The following is a 16,724-nucleotide window of genomic DNA, read 5'->3' as shown; positions in this document are numbered from 1 at the left end:
CTATCCACCCAACTCTCTCAACCGTTCCTGTCCCAACTTCAACATCTCTTCCTCAATCTTACTCCATTTTCCGAAGAGGCATTCTTGTAAAACTTCTGCTGCTGAGGTTTCGTCTACTTGCGAATCATAAACACACGATTGATCTCTTTGATAAATTTGAATTTGATTAAAAATCTTATCATTTTCTAACTCTCGTAAGTTATCAACTAAATGTTCTACAATTCCATCATGGTGCTCTTTGGGAGTTGCTCTTGCTTGACTAGGATCTATAGTATAGAGCTCTTCATAACGTATCAAAGTACTGAGATAGGACAATTCTGGCTTGGTCGCTATTAGTGCAAGTGAGACTTGATATCCTTTAGTTATCAATAATTGTGCCGTTTTTCTAGGAACTTCTGTTGTTCTCAAGGTGCCCTCAATTAACAAATGATAACCTTGTTTACTCAATTCATCTACGAGATATTCAACCATTTTTCCCGCAAATACTTTGGTATAATCCACACTATCTTTGCCATACTTTTCCTGTAGGCCAAGGTAGTTCGGATGAAAAGAGCGATAACTATCTCCATCAATAATAATGATATTTCCTTGAAATTCCCTTTGTTTCACACGATGAATCGTTGTTTTCCCAGCACCACTCTGTCCACCTAGCAAGATAGCCTTGGGCTGAGACGAAGTTGTTTTACCACGAGTTAAAGAACGAACGAGTCGTCTGGATGCTCGTTCAAAATCATCTTGACTAAATTCTTCTAGTTTCATTAAGCCACCACCAGATGACTGGCTTGTTCTAGCATCCGTTCAATGCCATCCAAATAGCCATTATATCGCTCTACTTCATCAAAAGTCCCCACAAGATAAATCTTCGTGTTCAGCAAATCAGACAAATCATCGCTCATTAGAACCCAAGGATTAGAAGTATCATCAAATGCAATTCCTTGTTCATCTTGAAAACGATAAAGTTGCGCTAAGATATTCGCCCCTCGTTCTTTAATTACTTCAATTTTTAGAGTGAGCTGGTAATCTTCTACTGGCGTGAGCATCTTTTCCTCTCCTACAATATCGATATAGGAAACATTAAATTTCTGACAAATACGATCTATTAATTCTGTCGAAACTGAACTTATCCCGTTTTCATAACGACTCAGGCTATTTCGAGAGATGCCAACAATCTTTGCGAACTCAGGCTGGGTTAGGTCATGTGTTTTACGTAACGCTTTAATATTTTCTCCGATCATGAGAGCCCTCCTTTTATTTATTTCTATTATAGCATTAATAATCTAAAAACGCACCATTATTGGTGCGTTTTTAAATCTGGTAGATGAATCTTTCTTCAATCTAACCTACTGATCTCAGTATGTTAAAACTAATCCAAATATATAATTTTATCAAAAATAGATCTTATATTTTCATCTAGATGATGGCTTACAAAAATAACAGTTTTTCTGTCATTGAGAATAGATACTTAAATTATATTACTGTTTTTCAAAAGTTCCGTCTGCTACACGAAAATCACTGTTAACAGTTTCAATTGAATTAAATTGAATCTTTAAATATTTTACTTCTTTTTCATCTTTTCCAGGTAATTCAGCTTTAGCACTCGCTGCACTAGAAACCTTTATTTTGACGTATTTCCCAGCGATTTTCCAAGTTCCATCTCTAGATTCGTCTTTATTATTTGTTACTTCTAGTGTTTTATCGCTATTGAAAACGATAGTTGAATCGTGTTTACTATCATACCAAGTACCAATAATTTGCTTCTCTGGTCCTGAATTTTGATTCAAGAAAAAGAATACCCCACCGGCAACCGCAAGTACTAAAACAACTAAAGCAATAATTTTTTTCATTATTTTTCCTCCTATAAATATCTAAAGATATTTATTATTTTTTTCATATACCTAGTTTCACTAAAATCATTAGTAAAAAATCAAATTTTAAATGATAAACTTTTATTCACTACTACAATAAGAAATACTTAACCAGCTTTTATTAATCACGATGTTTCCTTGATACTGAAATACCAAAACTACAAAGAACAATTCCCATTGCAAACACTAACCAATTCTCAATTGAACTTGTATTAGGCAAGGCTCTATTTGCAGCATATTTAGCTTGATTTCCAGCATAGCTATATACTCGTTCGTTAGAAGTACTTTCTGGTATACTCTTTTCTAACACAGGATTCAGAGAAATCATCTTGTGATCTACTTTATCGTTAAAGACTTCGCTTTGTCTTGTACGAGTATTTAAATAGACTTCTCTAACAGCTTCATATTGTGCAGTTGCATCCAATTGATCTTGTAGAAGTGATTTAAGTTTAGCTTCCTCTCTTGCTACATTCTCAAGCGCTAAACGATGCTCTTCAACTGCATTATCATATGCTTCTTTTGCTTTTTTCAAATATACATCTGCATTTTCAAGACGATCTAAAAGTGTTTCTAAAGCAACTAAGTGAGTCTTTAATTTAGAAATCTCATCCTTAATTTGACTTTCTTTAGCTTTTAACTCTTCAACTATATTCTGACGGTTTCTGAGTTCTGCTTCGTCCTTAGCTTTTTCAGCTTTAAGATCTGAAAGAACTTTAAGTTCTTTATCCAATTCTGCACGCGCATCTGCTAAAACTTTTTGTTTTGTTTGAATATCTGCATTTAGATTTTCAACCGCTGTTTGGGCTTTTGCATAACGAGTCTTGGCAGCAATCAATTGTTGAGAAGCCTCATCTAAATTCTTTTGTGCAAGAGGTGTCTTATCTGAGATTGAGTTTAATCTTGCAATCGTTTGACGTGTAGTAGTTAAGGCTGCCAAATGTTTTTCATGAATTTTTGTGACTTCATCTAAATTGTTTCTTGCAGTCTTATCTGCTATTTTTGCTTTTTCAAGCTCCTCTTTTGCAGTTTCTAATGCTTTTTGCTTAACTTGAAGGTCTGCATTTAAGTTATCCAAAGCTGTTTGAGCTTTGATATATCTTGTTTCAGCTTCTTCTTTTAGTTGTTTCGCATTGTCGTATTTCTTTTGTGAACTTGGAGTTTGATCAGGAACTGACATTAATTCTGCTACAAGTTTTTGAGTTTGTTTCAGATTTTGATTCGCGTTTTGATTTTCTACTTTTGCTTTTTCAAGATCAGATTTAGCTTTTACTTCTGATGTTGTAGCCTGGTCTAAATTATCTTTTGCATTTGCCAAAGCTTGACGCTTGCTTTGAATATCAGCATTTAATTGATCGAGTGCATCTTGAGCCTTATTAAATTGGGTTTGTGCCTCATTATAATTTTGTGTAGCATTATCCAATTTAGTAGTAGCTGCAGGTGTTTGGTCAGAAGTAGCTTTCAAAGCATCTAATTTTGCTGTCGTTGTTTTGAGAGCTTTTGTACTTGAATCGTTTTCTAATTTAGCTTTTTCCAAACGTTTCTGTGCAGAATCATTTGCCGTATTTGCCACAGTCTGTTTAGCTTTAGCAGCTGTTAATTCATCTTCCATTTTTGAAGTATCAAATGGAGTAGCTAGAGGTTTTGCAATACCTTTATCATAATAGTCGTCAACAGTTACAAAATGATATTCTCCAGTTTGTTCATCCTTAATATATTCAAGATGAGTGTCCTGACCCTTAAATTCAATAAAGTGCATGCGTCCAACACCACTTGGAGTGAAACTATTTGCAGCTCCAATTGCACGAATATTTGTAGGAGCTTTCTGCCCAATCATGAGTTTCATGTGTCCAAAATAGGCATGAACATCATTTGTCATAAAACTAATTACAGCATCATATACCTCACGATACAATTGAGACATTGTTGCTTTACGGGTTTCTTTAGCTTCTGAATAATACGCACCATAACCCAGTAAAGTATTATCAAAACTCATGTTTTCTCCAGTCCATACGATGGAATCTAATCCATCTTTCGCTAAAGCAGTATCGCTGTGACTTGTGCTATATGGTTTATTTTCTTCAGCATAGGCTTTTGCAATGTTTTTGACACCCTGAACAGATTCTTCAGTGACAATATAATGATGACTACCCCAAACTTGATCTTGCAGATTGTTGGCAAGAAGTGCATAATATTGGCTCAAAGCTTCAATTTGCTTGTCAGTTAAATTGTCTAAATCTACGACTGAATCATCGATCGGCAAAACAATATCCTTGTTTGACCATCCCTTTATGAATATATTTTGGTGTTCAGGGGAATATTCTGTTAATGCAGTTCCAAAATCATACTTACTATCTTTGAACCATTTTTGAATAAGATCGTTTAATGCATTTTTATTAGCATCTGTGTCATCAACTAGATAAGCCTTGTAGGCATCAATGACATCCTGAGGCAATTGAGGAATCGTAAGATTTTTAATTGCTGCAATTTGTTTATTGAGGGTTTCAACCGCTTGATCAGCCTTCTCTTTATTCTCTTTTGCTTCCTGAGCTGCTGATGTAGCACTCGCTAGCTCATTTGAAGTTTTATTTACTTTTGCCTCTTCTTGAGTTTTCTTAGTAGTTAAAGCTGAAATTTCTGAAGCTTTCTTAGCATCATTTTCTTTAGCTGTTTTGAGCTCTTCTTCTGCACTAATCTTACTATTTTGTTTATTCGCTAAATCATTTGCTTTGTTATCACGATTTGCGATTGTTTGGGCAAGTTGTGATTCAGAAGCATCAAGATTACTTTGTGCTGAAACCTTATTTTCTTTAGCTTTCTTTAGATTCTCTTGTGCTTGTTTTTGTTTTTCTTCAGCAGATGACAAGTTTGCTGCTGTTTCTTGGCTTTTCTTTATTTGATCCGCTTCAACAAACTTTGCATTTTTTAGTGCAGTAGCTTTTTTATCATCCGCTTCTTTGGCGCGATCAAGTTCCTGTTTCGCTGTATTTTCAGTCGCTGTTTTAGCATCTAAATTTTCCTTAGCAGCATCACGTTCTGCTACAATTTCTTCAACGCCAGTACCATCTAATACTTTCTGGGCAGTTTCTTTCTCTTTTTGAGCCTTCACTAATGCATTTGCTGCTTTCTCTGCAACATTTTTAGCATCTGCTAATTGTTTAGCAGAAACTTGACCAGCACTAAGGTGCGTTTTTTCATCAGCAGAAGCTTTACTGAGTTCTTCAGCTTTATTTTTGTCTTCATTAATAGCATTTTCCAAAGCCTTTTTCGCTGCTTCTTCTGCTGATTCTTTTTCAGCTACATCACTTTTTGCTTTGTCTCTTTCAGCAATGATTTCCGATGCTCCAGTACCATCAAGATTTTTTTGGGCAGTTGCTACTGCTTCCTCAGCTGTCGAAACTTTCTTTTCTTGAGCTGATTATGTTCTTTCTCAGCTTCTAGAACTTTATCAGATGCATCTTTTTCTGATGTTTCCTTTTTCTCAATATCAGCTTTTACTTCTGATATTTCAATCTTCGTTTTTTCAATTTTTTCAGGCGTAGCTAATTCTTTATTTGCCTCAGCATTCTTTAAGTCAACATTTGCCTCTGTAACTTTTGTTGCAGCAGTTGCTTCCGAAGCCTTAGCGTTTTCTAATGCACTTTCTTGATTTGAAACAGATTGATCCGCTTCTTCCTTGATCGTTCTTGCTTCTTCTACAACTTCCGCAGTTGGCGTTTTCGTTACAGTTGCAACTCCATTATGGACAAATACTCCGTCTACTTGTTTTATATTTGTAGACGAAGGAGTCGTAGATTCAACACTTAATGTTGACTCATTTGGCTGAGTTGCAGTTACTTCATCCGCTTGTACAATAGAAATTCCCGCAAAAGCTGTAGCTATTGATACTGCAGATACAGTTGCTTTGATCGTTTTCTTTTTCATAATTCCCACCTTTATGATAGAGTATTGAGCAAATTATCAATATATAATTATAAACACCCGAATTATACTATATTTTAGCAACTTTGTAAAGTTGTAACCAACCTTTCAAGAACTAGAATATAACCTTCTAAGACTGTAAAATAGTCTTAAGAGGTGAGCAATATCAGAATTACAAAAGTATATAAGTAAAAGAATACGGATTCTGCGGACACAGTCAGGAATGACCCAGGAGCAATTAGAAGAAAAAGCAGATCTTGGTACCAATTACGCATATAAGTTAGAAAATTTAGAGCCCAACATAAAAATTAGTACGCTTGAGAAAATTATAGAAGCGTTAAATGTTGATCTACAAACTTTTTTTGATTTAACACTTAAAGAAGAAAGTACTGACTTAGCACAGCTTATCGACACTATCAAATCTTTACCAGAGTACAAACAAAATAAACTCATTTCAGCTATTAACACAATTATTAACGAGACAAAATAAAAAGAGTGGAAAAGGATAAGTATAAAAACGATTCCTTTCCCACTTTTTTTGTGCCTAAACAAAGTATAAATTTCTAATTATCTTTTTATATTTTCTTAAATGCTCGTAAAGCCTTATTCTATGTGCTTTCGAGTATTTTTACTGTAGGAAGATACTTCACGTTTCTTTGCATATTTCCTCATGTCTTAGCTGTCAGAAGTGGTAAATAAGTAGTAAATTCATTTGTACTACTAAGCAACAAGACGCTCCTGTTGCTTCTCTTTATTCAAGCGTTTCATTTCTGCCATTGCAGAATCGAATGTTGCATGTGCGTAATAGTTCAGCGTCATGGCTATATTAGCATGTCCCATAATGTACTGTAATGCCTTTGGATTCATTCCTGCATTTGCATAGTTGGTACAGAATGTATGTCGCAAACTATGTGGAGTGATGTGTGGCAATTTATCCTCGTTATACTTATTGTATTTCTTAACAAGACCTTTCATCATGCCGTTGTAATCACTTGCCACTTTTGGATAGTTCTTTCTATTAAGAAAGAGGAAATCACTATATCCATCAATCTCAACACGCTTATCATTCTTTCGATTCGCTAACACTCGCTTAAATGCTTGATAGGCTTCTTCAACCATAGGAACTTGACGTTCGCCACTTTTGGTCTTTGGTGTTTCAATGTAGTACCCAATTTCAGTATCTCTCAATAGCTGATGGTCTATATTGACAAGACGATTCTCAAAATCTAAATCTGGAAGTGTCAAACCACCAAACTCTGAAATACGAAGACCTGTTTTTAAGAGTATCAGAATTTCATCATAATTTTTGCTGTAGGTTTTATCAGCTTTTGCAAAGGCTAACAGTTTTTCTTCCTGTTCTTCTGTTAGTACGGTCTTAGGGACAGTATCATCATCAAGAACTGCTTTCAGTTGAAAGTCAAATGGATTCTTCCGAACACAATCATCTTGTATAGCAATATAGAATGAAGCCTTTAAAGAACGTTTGTAGTTATTGATGGTTTGATAAGCATAACCATTTTCACTCATTCTAATAGCCCATTCTTTAGCGTCTGATGGCTTAATACTGTCAATACTTCTTACACCTAACTTGTCTTTCTTCAAAATATCCATAAGATATTTGCGTCCAGTTTCAGTGTTTTTTCTAACCTTTGGTCTTTGAGCGTTCTGTTTTGCGTAAAGCTGGCAGAGTGTCATTTTCTTTCCTACAACATCAATACCATCATGAATGTCTTTCTGTAACTCTGCGATTTTCTCTCTAAGTGAGATACAATCACGCTTTCCTGCTGGTACTCGGTCTGTAGCCACAAGTTTCCACGAGTAAACAAATTGCGGTTCTCCAAATGAATCTATATATTTGTATAAGTATCTTCCGTCTTTTCGTTGGCTCTCTCCAGTCTTTAAGATTCGACCTTTATTGTCACGTCTTTTTTCTGACATGGCATTTGCTCCTTTCCTTTATGGAAAGAGCCTTGATACGACTTAATACTATTTTATCATATACAAGACCCTTTGGCGACGCTAGATTGCGTCCAATGTATCTATAATTTTTTCAAATTGTTTTCGTTTAATCTGAATACGATTGCCATTCATAATCAGCCAATTTGCATTTTTATTTTCCTCTGCCAAGCGTCGTAGCTTGTTTTCGCCAATACGAAAATATTTTGACGCTTCTTCAATGGTTAGGGTATAACGTTCCCAAATAGGAATGTCAGTCTGCTTCATAAAATCCTCCTTTCCAAATCACTTATTTGGATTTCATAAAAGTTGTTTTACCAGCAATCGAACAGCTTTAGCAAAGCTCACGGGAGTTCCACCCCTGCATGGTTCTCATGTAGCCATACTCATTGCCTGCGACGGTTTTATCACGCTCGGACTATTGACTGTATGGGAGTATCATTATCACGATAAGAATGTCGTTGCAGGCAATCCTGCTAAAGATTGCTTCTCGGATCACTAACATGAATCGCTCGCTATCTTTATAAGATAGGTCATGGCGGTTAGTTCCGTTGGCTCTTTTCTTATCGAAACGTATTCGATTACTTTTATTCAGTTTTCAAAGAACAATGGCTCGTTAGCCTATCAAAACACATTGAAAGCTCAATATGCTTTGGTGGAATAACAAACCTCCCTGTTCGGGAAGCGTGGAATGGTTTAGCACGCTTCCACGAAAGGAGAGAGGATATTACTTAATTTCAAATGACAAAATCTTTGTAATCAGTCTGGTTTCCATTCTTCCACGTAAGACTTCATCAACGACCATACTTTGATTGCCATATTCATCTTTCATAAGTCGTAGGGAACGCTTCGTTATGTACCCTCTGTAATGATGTAGAATCTGGTTAATCGCTTCGGTATCGCCATCTGTTGCCTTTACAATGAGAGGAAAGGGAATCATAGGATATTGTGTTTTCATTCTTCAAATTCCTCCATAAACTTTTTAATTAAGGCTAGTCCACTGGTTCTATGCCGATAGACAGTAGAACGGTTCAATTTCAACAGGTCTGCAATTTCTGAATCGCTCATGTCCATAAAGTAAAACAGCAGTAGAATTTCACGTTTCTTGTCTGGCAACTCACGTAATGCTTCACTCAACAAATCATTTTCAACGCCTACTGATAACCCATTGAGTGTAAAAATCTGAAAGTCAGTTGAATAGTTATCTGTTGTCGCAAACTGGCTAACAAGATAATCGCCAACATCCGAAAAGGACACCTCACGCTTTGCAATCCTTGAAAGATAAAGCATATAATTCTTTCGCTCGTCTTCCATAGCACGTTTACAGATATAGTCAAACTGATTTTCTATTGTGGTCTGAAAAGAAGATGGTTTCATGTTTCTCACCCCCTTTCTGTCTAGGAAAGGAAGTGAGCCTTGCTCGTTTATCTCCTTTCACTCTTAGTCCCAATGTGAAAGGGGGATTTGTTGCATTACTGATAAATAAACTTTGTAAAAAAGTTCTGAATAGCCAAAAAAGCATATAAACAGATTTATTTCTCTGTTTACATGCTTCTGTTATTCTATCTATATGATTTATAAAACCACATTGGTGGACGTACTTATCTATTGCAGATAGACGACTTTTTTTGACAAGAACCCAATGTAAGGAAATTTATTGTATATGATGTACTTCATGGCGACGTTGACCTCCAACAAACCGCCATTTGGAAGTAATATACAATATTTTAACAGCGTAAATAGCACTACCATATAACGGTTTTTTTTATTGGCGTTTAGTAGTGCTTTTTATTAAATATAAACCTATAAACCATATAACACGTTTTTCTATACCTGTTTTTAATTCAGTAGGAACAATAAAATGTATAGAGGTGGTCTACTATGCGTAAAAAAGAAGATAAATATGATTTTAGAGCCTTTGGTTTAGCCATTAAAGAAGCTCGATTGAAACGAGGTTTAACTCGTGAACAAGTGGGAGCATTGATTGAAATTGACCCACGGTACTTAACCAATATTGAAAATAAAGGGCAACACCCCAGCATACAAGTTCTTTATGACCTTGTATCGTTACTTCATGTTTCCGTTGATGAATTTTTCTTACCTGCTAATAACTTGGTAAAAAGCACCCGACGATTACAGATAGAGAAATACATGGATAGCTTTACAGACAAAGAACTATCCTTAATGGAATCTTTAGCCAGCGGTATCAACGAAGCAAGAAACATCGAAGACTAATTAAAAGAATCCATACATAACGGAAAGAGCCGATAAAATGAGATTGTATTAATCTCATTTTATCGGCTCTGCGTCTTTGCGTCTGGCTCTGTAATCACAGTTACTTTGAACTGCTTTATTTCAATTAAATTTTCTTGTCTGCATTTCGGACAATAGAGGGGGAATTTTTTTAATTCAGTATCTTCCCTTATCTTTAATCGTGTTTTATTTCCACATACAGGACACAATATCCACTTGTAGTTTATAATAACTATCTCCTCCTTTACACTTTAATTCAAATCTTTATTAAAAAATATTTCATCTTATTTAACAAGAAACCATATTTATATAACAACATAAAATACACTAAGTTATTTTATTGAACATATATCGTACTTTATCTATCCGACTATTTGGACGACGGGGCTGGCAAACAGGTTCACCGGTAGTAACATGGTACCCTTTTAACTCTGTTAAACAAACACTACGTCCATTTGTAAAGAAAGTTAAATCACTACGATATTCTTGAATACACCGAGCAGGGATTTCTCCACTAAGAATGACCTCATTATTTTTCAATTGAGTGTCTACGATGTTCGCACAATATTTAGGAGCATCGTTGTATGCTCGTGAAAGATATTCCTGTGGCGCATAAATTTTAAAACTAAGATATGGCTCTAACAATTCTGTTCCAGCTTTTTTTAAGACTTGTTCCAATACAATAGGAGCAAGCATCCGAAAATCTGCTGGGGTACTAACAGGGCTATAGTATAAGCCATACTTAAAACAGATTTTACAGTCCGTCACATTCCAACCATATAATCCTTGTTCGCAACCATAGCGTATCCCTTCCATAACTGCATTTTGAAATGATTGATTTAAGTATCCAAGAGAAACCGAGCTCTCATACTGCATTCCACTTCCCAACGGAAGCGGTGATACAGATAAACCAATGGAAGCCCAGAAAGGATTTGGCGGCACTTCGATGTGAATGGTATATTCTGCATTTTTTAACGGTCTCTCCATATAAATGACTGTAGGCTCTTTTAGTTCTATCTCCACATGATACTTTTCTTGCAACAGTGCACTAATCACTTCCATTTGTACTTTCCCTAAGAAAGAAAGTATAATTTCATGTGTCGTAGAATCCACGTAATATCGTAGAAGCGGATCACTATCTGAGATTTCCAAAAGGGCATCAAGCAACATTTCTCTCTGTTCAGGTTTACTCGGTTCAACAGTTGTTTGTAGTAGAGGGTGCGGATTTTCAATCTTTTTTCTCTGTGGCAATAGTTTTGTATCTCCAAGAACACTATTTAACTTCAAAAACTCATTTTGCAAAATAACAATTTCCCCGGAATAAGCCTTATCGATTTTACATAATTCACCATTTATTGAAGTATACATTTCTGTAATTTTTATTTTTTCCTTTTCCGATATTCTAACCGAATCTCGCAAATGCAGTACGCCACTATAAAGACGTATATATGCAAGACGCTGTCTTTTTTCCGAATACTCAATTTTGAAAACTTTTCCGCAAAGTTCAGACTGACCTCGATGTGTTGATGAATAAAATTTATTCGTAATCACTTCTATAAGGTTATCAATCCCTATATTGTTTTTTGCACTTCCGTGATAAACAGGGAACAGGGAACAATTATGAAATCTTATGCTTTCCTCTTGTTCGAGTTCTAATGCTTCCAATAATTTCCCAGACGTATATTTCTCCAAAAGGTAATCATTTCCTTCTATTACCATATCCCATTGTTCAGATTCGGTAAAGTTCATTACACGCATATTAGGATGCAGTTCTACCTTCTGTTTGATTACAATTTCCGCAGAAAGTTTCTCTTTAATATCCTGATAAACCGTTGATAAATCAATTCCATTTTGGTCAATCTTATTGATAAAAAAGATTGTGGGAATACCTATTTTCCTAAGTGCATGAAACAATATACGAGTTTGTGCTTGTACGCCATCTTTTGCAGAAATCAGTAGAATTGCCCCATCTAATACTGATAATGAACGATATACTTCTGCTAAAAAATCCATATGTCCTGGCGTGTCTATGATGTTTATCTTAGTATTTTTCCACTGAAAAGAGGTTATCGCCGTCTGAATTGTAATTCCTCTCTGACGTTCTAAAAGCGTATTATCCGTTTTCGTTGTACCTCTGTCCACGCTTCCTAATTCTGTAATCGCTCCACTGTTATATAATAAGCTTTCTGTTAAGGTAGTTTTTCCCGCATCAACATGAGCTAAAACTCCAATATTAATAATTTTCATGTGATTTTCCTCCATTCAAAAGCCCAAAAGGGCATAAAAATCCCAGTGATAAATACTCTTATCACTGGGATTTTTATGCATAACCATAGGCATACAAAGCATACAGATATTCTCCGGATACTTTAGAATCACATGATAAAGGTATTCTTAAACTGGGTACAAAAAACTAAGCCCTCCTAAAAAAGGACATCCAATTATTTGTTCCCACTATCAAATTGACAGTTTATTTAAGAATACCTTGCCGCATATTTATTAACTCCTTTTAAATAGATACTTAAATAATAGCACGTAAGAGCATATTTGTAAAGGAATCTCCAATTTTTTATCAAAGAGAGTACGTGATTACAAAATAGCTGTAATAATGTACCAATATTTGTTATTCTATAATCTTCCAATTACTCCCGTTCTTTTCAAGTACCAAATCAAATTGAGATACCTGCGTTGCTTTGGTCTGCTGGTCGATATACTCCACTGTCAGCGATACCGTGACTTGATTATCCTTACGATTGTGAATAGGATTTACCAGTTCTTGAAAGATGTACTCTTTTCCGATTGGTTTTAATATCCCGTCATTCACATAGTAGGAAAGTTCACTGGCTGTCGCTGTAGGATAGAGCTTGAAGAACGTCGTTAAAAACTCATTGATTTCATTGGTTGTAATGGAATCAACCGTCCCCTCACTTTCAATGGCTTTTGGTTTATAACTTGATTTCTTAGGTATGTTGGTAATGGTCGGATTCTTAACCAGTACCATATTTCCAGAACCATCTACATAGACACTCACTATATAAGCAGAGTGGACGGTCTTTGTATTTTCTCCCTCTGTAATGAGCTGGTCTACACTGTAGGTTACATTAAACTCATTGTCGCCAGTTGGCTCTACCGTCCATATCTGAAATCCTCTTACAGAAGACGATACAGGAATATCTTTGCGTACTGTATCAACATTGAGAGCTTGAAGTTCATCTGTCAGATAGCCTTTTAGACTTTCCATTCGATTATCAATGGACTTATCGGATTGCTCCCATGAATAGTAGACTTTCGCAAAGTTCTCTACAAAATTTTCTACATGATGAGTATCAACGTATTCCTTTTCTATGATAGTTGTTTCGTGAATAGTATGAGTATCTATAGCTGTAAAGTGCTTGAATATCGCAAAGCTGAAACTAAGCCCTAAAAGTACCCACAAGGCAATCACAACCTTTTTATGAGGATTGACCTTATAGTAGACACGAGGTTTCTTTTCCTTTGGTATCTGTTTTTCTTTATTCTGATTTTTTCTAAATTTCATCATTAAATCTTCCTTTCTCATTGTTTGATTCGTCCTGCTCCCACTAAATGCTGTTGCCAGTAGGGGCTTGTTAAGTCGGCATAACCGATTGGGTCGCCTGCATGAAACATACGGTTATTGCCAAGGTATATCCCAACATGAGTAATATAAGAGCCAGCGTTATAGGTAGAATGAAAGAAAACCAAATCGCCAGCTTGTGCTTCCGATAGTGGGATATGCTGGGTCACATCATATTGCTGTTGTGCGGTTCGTGGTAAGTTAATTCCAGCTTTTCCATACGTCCATTGTGTCAGTCCGCTACAATCAAAAGAAGTAGTCGGGGAAGCTCCACCGTAAACGTATCGCCAGCCCTCATATTTCAGTGCTTCGTCCATGATGGCTTGTACCGTATCATCATCAAACTCTGTTGTGACAAGATACTGCGTTACCAGTTGCACATAAAACATATTGCCATAGTTGTATCGCCAGCCCCCATTGATAGGTATGGCTATGGGATTGGGGTAAGACACTTTTTCGCCACCTGAATACTCTTTTGAGAAACTTTGAGCCAGTTCAAAGGTATATTTATTTCCACGATTAGCCACATACCCTAAGAAACCACCACCATAATTGTAGGACTGGATAACCGATTCTAAATCTACACTGAGCCTTTCGCTACTGGCTAATAATTCACTGAAATACTTCACACCTTGCTTAATGGATTCTTCTGTACTCAATGAATTAGGTGGAAGACCGAGGGATTCCGAGGACTGCATAACATCTTCCGCAGTACCGCCCGATTCCACCTGTATAATCGCAAGAAGTATGTTGACATATTCTTCAACGCCATATTCTTTGGCATATTTTTCTACCATAGGCTTATGAGCCAGCACTTCTGCGGAAACATTCACACCTCCATAATGAATATTGGAAATTCCGCTGTCCTGTTCATCTGAAAATAAAATGGCAACAAACAGAAGCAGTGAGAAGACCATCAAGAATAATCCAGAACCACCAATCACTAAAGTTTTCAACTTCATGGTTTCTTACCGACTTTCTTAATGGTGGCGGTTTTGATTGGTGGTCTACTTCTTGTATTTTGTAGTGGTACTCTTTGAACAGTAGACGGACGTTCTTTTGTGATTGGACGTTGTGAAGTTCTATCTGCTGTAGTGGTTGAAGTTGCTGGCTTTTGAACGGTTTTTTCTTGAACGGTATTGCCTTGGCGTTCCACTTTTGGACTTGAAAAATCGGACTTAACTGCTGGACGCTCTTGTTTGGCTTGTTGAGATTCCTTATATGAAGTCTGAATATTAGACTGTTTTGAGGTCTGTTCATCATGATATTGTTCTTGTCTTGTAGTCGGTCTTTCATGAACAGAAGAAGCAGGCTGTTTTTTCTGTTTGACCTGTTCCATTTCAGAGCGACGCTTCGCAATGGTTTTTCGCCTTTGTTCCTGCTGTTCCTTGCGTCCACTGGCTCTGTCCGCTTTGGTTTGAGAAATACTACTGGTTAAATCACGGACATTCTCTTTTACTTTGGATTTTCCTTGATATACTGCATATCTTGCATTGGTCGGCAAATCTTTAACCTGTTCTTTCAAACCACTAGCAGTGTCTACCATTCTGTCTTTGGTATCAGCTACTGTACCGATGGTTTGACCGATACGTTTTCCAAGTGTTGATTTTTCCTTTCCGTCTGGTCGGGAGTGATCTGCTTGTGTCCTTGCAGAACTCCCCGAACCCGACTGTCCTTTTTTACCTGTAACAATGGCAGACCCAGCCCCTAGAGTAGTCATGGAACGTCCAAGTTTCCGCTGTAGACGGTGCATGTGAGCGTGCATAAGCATACGAGGTTTTCTCATCACACGACTTCCCACACTTTGAGAATCGTTACTCTGTAGAGAAAACATACTCATTAAATCGCCCAGCTTGAAGTAGATTCCTGCAAAGGTCACAATCTGTAGAAAAGCAATCAAAAAGAACGGATAACCAGCCGATAAGGTATAGAGCATGGTTGAAATACTAAATGCTGTCGTAATAATCAATGTGATTCCAGCTCGTGTCAAAATGGTATTAAAGAGCTTTGTTATGGCTCGTTTTGACATACCATCAAATGATGGAATCATGCTTAAAATAAAGCTCACAGGCAGAAACATAGCATAGATGATAAAAAGTACCTGCGAGAAAATCATGATTCCTGTTAATAGGAATACAAATATGGAAATCCCAATATTGAAGACAAATAGGAAGAAGACTGTACCTAAACGGTTAATGGTCTTTGTAATGGTTAGATTGGTATTGCTTCTGTCTTCAATTTCTTCCGCAACAATTTTTTCTCTGTCTTCGCCATTGTTGGAATCTGGGCTGGTGGAGAGCAGGCTTTCCACACGGTCAATACCGATACTTTCAATGTCTGAACTGTTGTATTGAAGCAGTAGCCACGGTTGCTGAACCTGTATGGAAAACAGGCTATCTCTGATTAAGTCCACGCTGTCCTTGCCTTGACTATCGGAATGGGGCATGACAATCTTCGTGCCAAGTGATAAACTGGCATTACTGATGTCTGATGAAAAGTCATTGATTTTTTTAATGTAGTCGGGAGCGTAGGCAATAAAGGAAGCCGATAGGATAAACACCAGCACAAAATTCATAATGGCATGAATTGCCTTTGTGGTTTCTCTCTTTATCAGTCCCGTATAGGCAACATAAACCCCAAGAACCAAAATCAAGAGTAAGAGGAATCCAACATAGAAACCCTCTGTTGAAAATCCGTTTGCACTCACACCAGCTAAGGTCTGCATATTCTTACCAATGGAATCTGCTGTAGCGGAAATGAAGTCTAAGGAATAGGCTTCCTGTACTAAGTAACCTGTCGCATTGGAAACATACAAACTGATTGTCCAAATAAAATTGGTAATGGCATATAGTCCATACATGACCTGTTTTCCAATCCCGTCCGACCAGTTCCACGGAAGCCAGCCCCAGCTATTATCCACATAAAAATCCAGTTGATAGTTTTCAAGTGGGTATCGGCTGTATTCATTTGCCACATTGACCGTATCATCTACCAAGCCCGCAGCTTGAACCACCGTTCCCAGCATGGCTAAAAGAAAAATGGCAATCACAAGTGTGAAAGCCACTGTCATTGCCACTTTACCTAGACGTTTCAGCGTCCAGTTTGATTTTATTCTGTTTACTATTGATGGTTTCACA

At 36.8% G+C, this 16,724-nt stretch carries 16 protein-coding genes and 1 pseudogene; 2 read left to right on the top strand and 15 right to left on the bottom strand.

The annotated features are described in order from the left end of the window. The 5 genes from pezT to A0765_RS10610 form a co-directional block, all read right to left on the bottom strand. Complete coding sequence (gene pezT, locus A0765_RS04015) at window positions 1–759, bottom strand: type II toxin-antitoxin system toxin PezT (protein WP_062004753.1); 759 nt, start codon at window positions 757–759, stop codon at window positions 1–3. Continuing rightward, on the bottom strand, window positions 759–1,235 hold the full coding sequence (gene pezA, locus A0765_RS04010) for a type II toxin-antitoxin system antitoxin PezA (RefSeq protein ID WP_061600509.1): 477 nt from the start codon (window positions 1,233–1,235) through the stop codon (window positions 759–761). The genes pezT and pezA overlap by 1 nt, the downstream gene beginning before the upstream one ends. Before the next feature lie 237 nt (window positions 1,236–1,472). Further along, on the bottom strand, window positions 1,473–1,844 hold the full coding sequence (locus tag A0765_RS04005) for a hypothetical protein (protein WP_048767722.1): 372 nt from the start codon (window positions 1,842–1,844) through the stop codon (window positions 1,473–1,475). A 142-nt stretch (window positions 1,845–1,986) separates the two neighbouring features. Beyond that, window positions 1,987–5,121, bottom strand: coding sequence for an SEC10/PgrA surface exclusion domain-containing protein (locus A0765_RS04000; protein ID WP_257000804.1), 3,135 nt, complete (start codon window positions 5,119–5,121; stop codon window positions 1,987–1,989). A gap of 116 nt (window positions 5,122–5,237) precedes the next feature. After that, window positions 5,238–5,786, bottom strand: a complete 549-nt coding sequence (locus A0765_RS10610; protein WP_257000803.1) for a hypothetical protein — start codon at window positions 5,784–5,786, stop codon at window positions 5,238–5,240. A gap of 160 nt (window positions 5,787–5,946) precedes the next feature. Between A0765_RS10610 and A0765_RS03995 the strand changes: the two genes are divergently transcribed. Further along, complete coding sequence (locus A0765_RS03995) at window positions 5,947–6,273, top strand: helix-turn-helix domain-containing protein (protein ID WP_062004751.1); 327 nt, start codon at window positions 5,947–5,949, stop codon at window positions 6,271–6,273. Window positions 6,274–6,503: 230 nt separating this feature from the next. Here the strand turns inward: A0765_RS03995 and A0765_RS03990 are convergent, their stop codons facing one another. From A0765_RS03990 to A0765_RS03975, 4 genes are all read right to left on the bottom strand, one after another. After that, a complete protein-coding gene (locus A0765_RS03990; RefSeq protein ID WP_001291561.1) occupies window positions 6,504–7,721 on the bottom strand; it encodes a tyrosine-type recombinase/integrase in 1,218 nt (405 codons plus the stop codon). A gap of 81 nt (window positions 7,722–7,802) precedes the next feature. Continuing rightward, window positions 7,803–8,006 (bottom strand): excisionase, encoded by a 204-nt coding sequence (locus tag A0765_RS03985; protein ID WP_000814511.1) that lies wholly within the window; start codon window positions 8,004–8,006, stop codon window positions 7,803–7,805. Window positions 8,007–8,466: 460 nt separating this feature from the next. After that, window positions 8,467–8,697, bottom strand: coding sequence for a helix-turn-helix domain-containing protein (locus A0765_RS03980; protein WP_000857133.1), 231 nt, complete (start codon window positions 8,695–8,697; stop codon window positions 8,467–8,469). Next, a complete protein-coding gene (locus A0765_RS03975) occupies window positions 8,694–9,116 on the bottom strand; it encodes a sigma-70 family RNA polymerase sigma factor (RefSeq protein WP_000804885.1) in 423 nt (140 codons plus the stop codon). The genes A0765_RS03980 and A0765_RS03975 overlap by 4 nt, the downstream gene beginning before the upstream one ends. A 504-nt stretch (window positions 9,117–9,620) precedes the next feature. Here A0765_RS03975 and A0765_RS03970 point away from each other — a divergent pair. Next, complete coding sequence (locus A0765_RS03970) at window positions 9,621–9,974, top strand: helix-turn-helix transcriptional regulator (protein WP_001227347.1); 354 nt, start codon at window positions 9,621–9,623, stop codon at window positions 9,972–9,974. A 59-nt stretch (window positions 9,975–10,033) separates the two neighbouring features. On the opposite strand, the gene A0765_RS09915 is transcribed toward A0765_RS03970, so the two are convergent. From A0765_RS09915 to A0765_RS03950, 6 genes and pseudogenes are all read right to left on the bottom strand, one after another. Then, window positions 10,034–10,201 (bottom strand): cysteine-rich KTR domain-containing protein, encoded by a 168-nt coding sequence (locus A0765_RS09915; RefSeq protein WP_000336323.1) that lies wholly within the window; start codon window positions 10,199–10,201, stop codon window positions 10,034–10,036. Window positions 10,202–10,319: 118 nt separating this feature from the next. Next, window positions 10,320–12,239: a tetracycline resistance ribosomal protection protein Tet(M) gene (gene tet(M) / locus A0765_RS03965; RefSeq protein WP_060936428.1), complete on the bottom strand. Its 1,920-nt coding sequence runs from the start codon at window positions 12,237–12,239 to the stop codon at window positions 10,320–10,322. 15 nt (window positions 12,240–12,254) lie between these two features. Further along, a pseudogene (locus A0765_RS10745) lies at window positions 12,255–12,302 on the bottom strand (hypothetical protein); the annotation flags it as partial. A gap of 313 nt (window positions 12,303–12,615) precedes the next feature. After that, the gene (locus tag A0765_RS03960; protein WP_001224320.1) at window positions 12,616–13,551 is read right to left on the bottom strand and encodes a conjugal transfer protein; all 936 of its coding nucleotides are present in this window, start codon (window positions 13,549–13,551) and stop codon (window positions 12,616–12,618) included. After that, a complete protein-coding gene (locus A0765_RS03955) occupies window positions 13,548–14,549 on the bottom strand; it encodes a bifunctional lytic transglycosylase/C40 family peptidase (protein ID WP_000769868.1) in 1,002 nt (333 codons plus the stop codon). The genes A0765_RS03960 and A0765_RS03955 overlap by 4 nt, the downstream gene beginning before the upstream one ends. Continuing rightward, window positions 14,546–16,723: a CD3337/EF1877 family mobilome membrane protein gene (locus tag A0765_RS03950; protein ID WP_000804748.1), complete on the bottom strand. Its 2,178-nt coding sequence runs from the start codon at window positions 16,721–16,723 to the stop codon at window positions 14,546–14,548. Before A0765_RS03950 ends, A0765_RS03955 begins: the two co-directional genes overlap by 4 nt. Window position 16,724: the final 1 nt, after the last annotated feature.

It is taken from the genome of Streptococcus cristatus, from assembly GCF_001588905.1.
GTDB classification, from domain to species: domain Bacteria; phylum Bacillota; class Bacilli; order Lactobacillales; family Streptococcaceae; genus Streptococcus; species Streptococcus cristatus_N.
The sequence above is the reverse complement of the archived record's forward strand: the minus strand, read 5'-3'. Positions and strand labels throughout refer to the sequence as shown.